This is a genomic window from Methylorubrum podarium (assembly GCF_040270385.1).
GTDB lineage: Bacteria > Pseudomonadota > Alphaproteobacteria > Rhizobiales > Beijerinckiaceae > Methylobacterium > Methylobacterium podarium.
In genome coordinates, this window is record NZ_JBELQE010000101.1 from 196,426 (window position 1) to 204,505 (window position 8,080).

At 71.1% G+C, this 8,080-nt stretch carries 8 protein-coding genes; all 8 read left to right on the forward strand.

Translation table 11 applies throughout. From position 1 onward, the window contains the following. The first annotated feature begins 51 nt into the window (after positions 1-51). Positions 52-1,254, forward strand: a complete 1,203-nt coding sequence (locus tag ABS772_RS20450; RefSeq protein WP_350396574.1) for an acyl-CoA dehydrogenase family protein — start codon at positions 52-54, stop codon at positions 1,252-1,254. Continuing rightward, positions 1,251-2,585, forward strand: coding sequence for an FAD-dependent oxidoreductase (locus tag ABS772_RS20455; RefSeq protein ID WP_350396575.1), 1,335 nt, complete (start codon positions 1,251-1,253; stop codon positions 2,583-2,585). Before ABS772_RS20450 ends, ABS772_RS20455 begins: the two co-directional genes overlap by 4 nt. Positions 2,586-2,595: 10 nt before the next feature. After that, complete coding sequence (locus ABS772_RS20460; protein ID WP_350396576.1) at positions 2,596-3,543, forward strand: MBL fold metallo-hydrolase; 948 nt, start codon at positions 2,596-2,598, stop codon at positions 3,541-3,543. Positions 3,544-3,547: 4 nt separating this feature from the next. Next, positions 3,548-4,309 (forward strand): sulfite exporter TauE/SafE family protein, encoded by a 762-nt coding sequence (locus tag ABS772_RS20465; protein ID WP_350396577.1) that lies wholly within the window; start codon positions 3,548-3,550, stop codon positions 4,307-4,309. A 164-nt stretch (positions 4,310-4,473) separates the two neighbouring features. Further along, positions 4,474-5,835 carry a CmpA/NrtA family ABC transporter substrate-binding protein gene (locus ABS772_RS20470; RefSeq protein ID WP_350396578.1) on the forward strand — a complete coding sequence of 454 codons (1,362 nt, stop codon included), beginning with the start codon at positions 4,474-4,476 and terminating at the stop codon, positions 5,833-5,835. Positions 5,836-5,839: 4 nt separating this feature from the next. After that, positions 5,840-6,679: a nitrate ABC transporter permease gene (gene ntrB, locus ABS772_RS20475; protein ID WP_350396579.1), complete on the forward strand. Its 840-nt coding sequence runs from the start codon at positions 5,840-5,842 to the stop codon at positions 6,677-6,679. Positions 6,680-6,687: 8 nt separating this feature from the next. Beyond that, on the forward strand, positions 6,688-7,686 hold the full coding sequence (locus tag ABS772_RS20480) for an ABC transporter ATP-binding protein (RefSeq protein ID WP_350396580.1): 999 nt from the start codon (positions 6,688-6,690) through the stop codon (positions 7,684-7,686). Positions 7,687-7,785: 99 nt separating this feature from the next. Next, positions 7,786-8,080, forward strand: a 295-nt coding sequence (locus tag ABS772_RS20485) for a cyanase (RefSeq protein ID WP_456238269.1), incomplete at its 3' end; no start/stop codon positions are given.

Genomic DNA, 8,080 nt, shown 5'->3' on the forward strand with positions numbered 1-8,080 from the left:
GCGGGACCGAGCGTGTCCCGCCGCCCCTCCCACCTTCGCGGAGATTGCACGATGCCGAGCGCCCTCGCCCTCCGGCCGGCGGACGATCATGCCCCGGCTGCGCCGTCCGCCGCGCCGCCCGCCGCGCGGAACCGTCCCGACTGGACCGACGCCGCCGTCCTCGCCGCCGCCAGGGCCGTCGCCGAAGGCCCCCTGAGCGCGGCGGCGGCGGAGATCGACCGCGGCGCCTATCCGCTCGAGATCCTGGGCCGGCTCGGAGCGGCCGGCGCCCTCGGCGTCCATCTCGACCGGCACGGCGCCCGCCTCGGCCTGTCGATCGCCGCCATGCAGGCCGCGAGCCGGGCCTGCGGCGCCACCGGCTTCCTGATGTGGTGCCACGACGTCTGCGGCCTCTACCTGGAGCAGTCGGGCAACCCGGCGCTCTCCGGCGCGGTGCTCGACGCCCACGCGACGGGCCGCACTTTCGGCGGCACCGCGCTCTCCAACCCGATGAAGGCCTTCGCCGGGATCGAGCCGATCCTGCTGCGCGCCCGCCGCGTTCCCGGCGGCTACCGGGTGACCGGCATGCTGCCCTGGGTCAGCCATATCGGGCCGGGCCAGTATTGCGGCGCCATCGCGGGCGTGATCGGAGCCGGCGACACGATCAGCCACGAGATCATGTTCCTGCTGGCCTGCGACCGCGCCGAGCTGCGGCCCTGCCCGCATTTCTCCGGCATGGAGGGCACCAGCACCTGGGGCGTGCGGGTGGACGACCTGTTCGTCGGGCAGGATGAGATCATCGCCGATCCGGCCCGCCCCTTCATCGGCCGCATCCGCGGCGCCTTCATCCTGCTCCAGTGCGGCATGGGCCTCGGCGTCGCCGAGGGCAGCCTCGACGCCATGCTGGCGGTCGAGGAGACCCTGGGCCACGTCAACCAGTTCCTCGACGACCGCCCGGACACCGTCGCGGCCGAACTCGCCGAGTTGCGCGCCCGCGTGATGCGCCTCGCCGAGACGCCCTATGACGGTGCGACCGACTACCTGATCGACGTCCTCGATGCCCGCGCGCAAGTGTCCGAACTGGCGCTTCGCGCCTCGCAATCGGCGCTGCTGCACCAGGGCGCGCGGGGCTACCTGATGTCGGCCGCACCCCAGCGCCGCATCCGCGAGGCGCATTTCGTCGCCATCGTCACGCCCGCGATCAAGCATCTGCGCTGGGAGATGGCGCGGCTTTCGCGGGAGACGCTTCCCACCGCCGAGGGAGGCCGGGCGTGACCGCGCCGGAGCCGGCCGACGGCCTCGGCCCCTGGCAGCAATTCCTCTGCCGGGCCTGCGGCCTGATCTACGACGAGGGCGAGGGCGATCCCGATAGCGGCCTGCCCCCCGGCACGCGCTTCGCCGACATCCCGGAGGATTGGGCCTGCCCGATCTGCGGCGTCACCAAAGCGGATTTCGAGCCGTATGTCAGGCGCGCGAAGGCCGCGCCGATGCCGGTCTCCGTCGCGCCGCAGCGGCGGCCCGGCGTGGTGATCGTCGGCGGCGGCGTCAGCGGGTGGAGCGTCGCCGAGGCGATCCGGGCCGAGGATGCGAGCGTGCCGATCACCCTGGTGACGGCCTGCGACGGCGGCCTCTACCACAAGCCCGAACTCTCGGTCGCCCTCGGGCGCGGCCTGAGCCCGGAGGTTCTCCGACGCGAGGCCGGCGCCGCCGCGGCGGCGCGCCTGGGCCTGCGCCTGATGGCCGAGACGGTCGCGGTCGGCCTCTCGCCGGACCGCCATTCCCTGCGCACCACCCGCGGCACCCTTCCCTACACCCATCTCGTCCTCGCCCACGGCGCCCGCCCGGCGCTGCCGGCGAGCCTCGATCCGGCCCTGTGCTGGCGGGTGAACGACCTCGCCGCGTGGTCTTCGCTCCACGCCGAACTGGCGCGGGGGCCGCGCACCGTCGCGGTGATCGGTGCCGGGATGGTCGGCTGCGAGTTGGCCGAGGATCTGGCGCGGGCCGGCCACGCGGTCACCCTGGTCGGCGCCGAGGCGCTGCCGCTGCCCGAACTCCTGCCGGAACAGGCCGGGCGGCGCCTGCTGGCGGGCCTCGAAGGGCTCGGCATCCGCTACCGGGGCAACAGCCTCGTCGGCGGCCTGAGCCGAGGGCCCGACGGCACGATCGCGCTGGCGCTGGCCGACGGCACGCGCCTCGCGGCCGCGACCGTGATCGCCGCGACCGGCCTCGCCACGCCCTCCCGCCTGGTGCGGAGCGCAGGCCTCGCCTTCGAGCGCGGCATCGTCGTCGATCCGGCCACCTTGCGCACCAGCGGGCCGGACATCTTCGCCCTCGGCGACTGCATCAGCATCGACGGGCGGCCCTGCCGCTTCATCGAGCCGGTCGCCCGCCAAGCCGCGACCATCGCGGGCACGATCCTGGGCCGGGACCCTCCGGGCTACGCGCACGCCGCCCCGGTCATCCGCCTGAAGACCCGCTCGGCCCCGATCGTCCTGCACGGCACGCCCGTCGCCGGGGCGCCCTGGCACGTGGTCGAGGACAGCGAGCACCGGCTCGCGATGGAGCAGCGGCAGGGCGGCGACGTCACCGCCTGGCTCGCGGCTTGAGGAGACGACGATGCCCCCTCCGACCCCCGCCGACGCCGCGCTGGACCGGGCGCGGACACACGTCGCCGCGAGCCTCTCGGGGCAAGCTCCGCGCCCGATCGTCCACGGCTTCTTCGACGAGCCGACCCATACCGCGACCTTCGTGGTCCATGATCCCGACAGCCGCGAGGCGGCGGTGATCGACTCCGTGCTCGGCCTCGATCCGGCGGCCGGCACCCTGTCCTACGCGGCGGCGGACCAGGTCATCGACTATGTCCGCTCCGAGAACCTGACGGTGGCGTGGATCCTGGAGACCCATGTCCACGCCGACCACCTCTCGGCCGCGCCCTACCTCCAGGGCAAGCTCGGCGGGCGCCTCGCGATCGGCCGCGGCATCGTCGAGGTCCAGGAGACCTTCGGCAAGCTCTTCAACGCGGGCACCGAATTCGCCCGCGCCGGCACCGAGTTCGACCGCCTGTTCGAGGACGGCGACCGCTTCGCCCTGGGCGGGATCGAGGCCGTCGTCCTCCACGTGCCGGGTCATACCCCGGCCGACCTCACCTACGTCATCGGCGACGCCGCCTTCGTCGGCGACACCCTGTTCATGCCGGATTACGGCACGGCGCGGGCCGACTTCCCCGGCGGCGACGCCCGCCTTCTGTTCCGCTCGATCCGGCGCCTGCTGTCGCTGCCCGACCCGACGCGGCTCTTCCTCTGCCACGACTACAAGGCGCCCGGCCGCGACAGCTTCGCCTACGAGACCACGGTCGCGGCCCAGCGCAGGGGCAACGTCCACGTCCGCGACGGCACCGCGGAGGATCAGTTCGTGGCGATGCGCGAGGCCCGCGACCGGACCCTGTCGGCGCCGCGGCTGATCATGCCGTCGATCCAGGTGAACATGCGCGGCGGCCGCCTGCCGGAGCCGGAGGAGAACGGCACGCGCTACCTCAAGATCCCGCTGACGACGGGCCGGAGCTGAGCCGATGCTGGACCCCGTCCAATACGCGCTCGGGGCGACCTCGGGCTCGGTCGTCGGGCTGATCCTGGGGCTCGCCGGCGGCGGCGGCTCGATCCTCGCGATCCCGATGCTGATCCACGTCGTCGGGCTCAGGAACGTCCACGTCGCGGTCGGCACCGGCGCCTTCGCGGTCGCGGCCTGCTCGCTGGTCAACCTCGTCGGCCACCTGCGGGTGGCCCGGGTGCCGTGGCGCGCCGCCGGATGGTTCGGCCTGGCCGGCATCCTCGCCGCCCTGCTCGGCGCCGGTCTCGGCAAGCAGTTCGACGGGCCCCGGCTGCAGGCCCTGTTCGCGCTGGTCATGCTCGCGGCGGCGGCCATGATGGTCCGGCGGCGGTTCCGGCCCGCCGCGGCGCCGGACGCGGCGCGGGAGAGCGTGCCGAAGCTCGTCGGCTTCGGCGGGGCCACGGGGCTGATGTCGGGCTTCTTCGGCATCGGCGGCGGCTTCCTCGTCGTGCCGGGACTCGTCGCCGCGACCGGGATGCCGCTCGTCAGCGCGGTCGGCTGTTCGCTCGTGGTGATCACCGCCTTCGGTCTCACCACCGGCCTCAGCTACGCCCTGTCGCAGCTCGTGGACTGGCCCCTGGTCCTCGCCTTCGTGGCCGGCGGAACGGGCGGCGGCCTCGCCGGCTTGCGGCTGCGCTCCGCCTGCGCCGCCCGCAAGGGCCTGCTCGACACCGTGCTGGCGGCGCTCATCGCCGGCGCCGGCCTCGTCATGCTGGTGCGTTGAGCCGGGCGACAATGTCGACAATCGGTCGACATTGTCGAAGGCGCACGATCCGGCGGGCCGACCCTGAAAACGATAAGTCTCTGATTCAGCATCCGAAATAAAAAATTCCAACGCTTGGCGCGAGTGTTGCTGAGAGAGGTTCACCTGCCCTGCCGGAGACCGTGATGGCCCCCTTCGACAATCCCTTCGACGCCAAACGCCGCCTCGGGCGCGGCGGCTGCTCCTGCGGGGCGCATAACAGCCAGGCCGCGCACGAGGCGGCCCTGCCCACGGGTGACGCCGCGATCGAGCGGGCCGTCGAGATCACGATGATGCGGGCCCTGTTTCCCCATCGGGCGGAGCGCCGCGCCTTCCTGAAGAGCGTCGGGCTGGCGACCGCGGCGGCGGCCGTCGGCCAGTTCCTGCCGACGAAGTTCGTGGCCGAGGCCTTCGCGGAGACGGCCAAGCCGGAGAAGGCCGACCTCAAGGTCGGCTTCATCCCGATCACCTGCGCCACCCCGATCATCATGGCCAAGCCCATGGGCTTCTACGAGAAGCAGGGCCTCAACGTCGATGTCGTGAAGACCGCCGGCTGGGCGGTGGTGCGCGACAAGACCCTCAACAAGGAATACGACGCCGCCCACATGCTGGCACCGATGCCGCTGGCCATCACGATGGGGCTCGGCTCGAACCCGGTCCCGTTCGCAGTGCCGGCAATCGAGAACGTCAACGGACAGGCAATCTGCCTCGCGAATAAGCACAAGGAGAACCGAGACCCGAAGAACTGGAAGGGTTTCAAGCTCGCGATTCCGTTCGATTACTCGAACCACAATTACCTGCTGCGGTACTACCTCGCCGAGCACGGCATCGATCCCGACACCGACGTGCAGCTGCGCTCAGTGCCGCCGCCCGAGATGGTCGCGAACCTGCGCGCCGACAACATCGACGGCTTCCTCGCCCCTGACAACGTCGTCCAACGCGCGGTCTACGACGGCGTCGGCTTCATCCATATCCTCTCGAAGGAGATCTGGGACGGTCATCCCTGCTGCTCCTTCTCGGTGGCGCAGGACACGATCCGCGAGATGCCGAACGCGACGGCCGCCCTCCTGCGCGCCATCCTCCAGGCGACCGCCTACGCGTCGAAGACGGAGAACCGCAAGGAGATCGCCGCCGCGATCGCGCCGGCCAACTACCTCAACCAGCCGCTCACCGTGGTCGAGCAGGTTCTGACCGGCACCTACGCCGACGGGCTCGGCAGCGTGAAGAAGGACCCGAAGCGGGTCGCCTTCGATCCCTTCCCCTACGAGAGCTTCGCGATCTGGACGCTGACCCAGATGAAGCGCTGGGGCCAGATCAAGGGCGATGTCGATTACGCCGGCGTAGCCCGGCAGGTCTACCGCGCCACCGACGCCGCGCGGCTGATGAAGCAGGACGGGCTCACCCCACCCGAGACGACGACGAAGACCTTCGTGGTGATGGGCAAGACGTTCGATCCGGCCAAGCCGGCGGAATACCTCGAATCCTTCAAGATCAAGCGTGCGAGCTGAGCTCATGCACCGCACCCTTTCGCTGCGCGCCGGCATCCTCTCGCTCGCGCTCCTCGCGCTGATCCTGCTCGGCTGGCAGGTCGCGGTGAGCGGATCGGGCCGAACCGAGGCCATGGACCCGGAATACGCCGCCCTGATGGGTCAGACGGCCACGACCGGAAAGTCGGCCATGCCCGGCCCCCTCGACGTCGGGGCGACGATCTGGCGACACCTCAAGGACCCGTTCTACGACCGCGGGCCCAACGACAAGGGCATCGGCATCCAGCTCGCCTATTCCATCGGCCGCGTGGCGCTGGGCTACGGCCTCGCGGTGCTGGTGGCGATCCCGGTCGGCTTCCTCATCGGCATGTCGCCGCTAATGAGCCGGGCGCTCGACCCGTACATCCAGATCCTGAAGCCGGTCTCCCCGCTCGCCTGGATGCCGCTCGCCCTCTACACCATCAAGGATTCGAGCCTGTCGGCGATCTTCGTGATCTTCATCTGCTCGATCTGGCCGATGCTGATCAACACGGTCTTCGGCGTCGCGGGCACGCGCAAGGAATGGCTCAACGTCGCCCGCACCCTGGAGGTGAGCCCGGTCCGGCGCGCCTTCACGGTGATCCTGCCGGCGGCCGCGCCGACGATCCTCACCGGCATGCGCATCTCGATCGGCATCGCGTGGCTCGTCATCGTCGCCGCCGAGATGCTCGTGGGGGGGACCGGCATCGGCTACTTCGTCTGGAACGAGTGGAACAACCTCTCGATCACCAACGTGATCGCCTCGATCCTGGTGATCGGCCTCGTCGGCATGGTCCTCGACCAGTTGCTCGCCCGCGCGCAAGCCCTCGTCACCTTCCCCGAATGAGGCCGAGCATGAGCAAGCTCCTTCCCTTCGTGCGGCGTGCCGGCCGCGCCGCCCCCGACACCTCCGAGGCCGGGACCCGCCGCATGCCCACGTCCGAAAAATTCATCTCCATCGAGGGGATCGCCCGGCGCTTTCCGGCGCCGGGGGGCAAGAAGGGAGGCAAGCCGACCACGATCTTCGAGAACCTGTGGCTGCCGGTGCGGCGCGGCGAGTTCGTCTGCATGATCGGCCATTCCGGCTGCGGCAAGACCACCGTGCTCAACATCCTCGCCGGGCTCGACGCGCCGAGCGACGGCGTCGTCATCGTCGACGGGCAGGCGATCACCGGCACGAGCCTCGACCGCGCCGTGATCTTCCAGGGCCACGCCCTGCTGCCCTGGCGCAGCGTGCTCGGCAACGTCGCCTACGCGGTGTCCTCGCGCTGGCGGAAGGCGAAGCGGGCCGAGATCGAGGCCCGCGCCCGCAAGGCGATCGGTACGGTGGGGCTCGCCGGCTCCGAGCACAAGCGCCCGTCGGAGCTGTCCGGCGGCATGAAGCAGCGCGTCGGCATCGCCCGGGCGCTCGCCATCGAGCCGAAGATCCTGCTGATGGACGAGCCGTTCTCGGCGCTCGACGCGCTCACCCGCGGCACGCTGCAGGACGAGGTGCGCCGGATCTGCGTCGAGACCGGCCAGACCGTCTTCATGATCACCCACGACGTGGACGAGGCGATCTACCTCGCCGACCGGATCGTGCTGATGACCAACGGGCCGGAGGCGAAGGTCGCAGAGATCGTCGAGAACCCGCTGCCCAAGGACCGCGACCGCACGCAGCTCCACCACGCGCCGGGCTACTACGCCCTGCGCAACCACCTGATCGACTTCCTCGTGACCCGCTCCCGCACCCTGCGGGACGCGATGCCGGACGGCTACGACCCCCGCCATCCGCCGGTGGTGCGCCCCTCCCTCAGCGAGGCGGACGCCGCCGCCATCGCCACCGCCGCCGATCCCCCGGCCCGCCGGGCCTGAGCCCGTCGCCCCGGGATCACCGCCCCGCGATCACTGCCTCGACCCCGCTCCCGCTCGGAAGCGGGCGAGGTCCCCATGCCCACATCCAAGGAGACCTGCATGAAGCGCGAAGACCTCACCGAGAAACTGCTCGACATCAAGCGCGAGAAGGGCTGGACCTGGAAGCACATCCAGGACGAGATCGGCGGCATCTCGCCGATCCTCATCACCGCCGCCTGCATGGGCCAGATGAAGCTGCCCAAGGCGCAAGCCGCGAAGGCCGCCGAACTGTTCGGGCTGAGCCAGGCCGAGGAGCGGATGCTCAACGAGGCGCCCTATCGCGGCTCGATCCCGCAGATGCCGCCGACCGACCCGCTGATCTACCGCTTCTACGAGCTGGTGATGGTCTACGGCA

Excerpts from the sequence above, each read along its gene's own strand:
- ABS772_RS20450 (WP_350396574.1), top strand. The coding sequence starts at position 52 with ATGCCGAGCGCCCTCGCCCTCCGGCCGGCGGACGATCATGCCCCGGCT.
- ABS772_RS20460 (WP_350396576.1), top strand. The coding sequence starts at position 2,596 with ATGCCCCCTCCGACCCCCGCCGACGCCGCGCTGGACCGGGCGCGGACA.
- ABS772_RS20465 (WP_350396577.1), top strand. The coding sequence starts at position 3,548 with ATGCTGGACCCCGTCCAATACGCGCTCGGGGCGACCTCGGGCTCGGTC.
- ABS772_RS20470 (WP_350396578.1), top strand. The coding sequence starts at position 4,474 with ATGGCCCCCTTCGACAATCCCTTCGACGCCAAACGCCGCCTCGGGCGC.
- ntrB (WP_350396579.1), top strand. The coding sequence starts at position 5,840 with ATGCACCGCACCCTTTCGCTGCGCGCCGGCATCCTCTCGCTCGCGCTC.
- ABS772_RS20480 (WP_350396580.1), top strand. The coding sequence starts at position 6,688 with ATGAGCAAGCTCCTTCCCTTCGTGCGGCGTGCCGGCCGCGCCGCCCCC.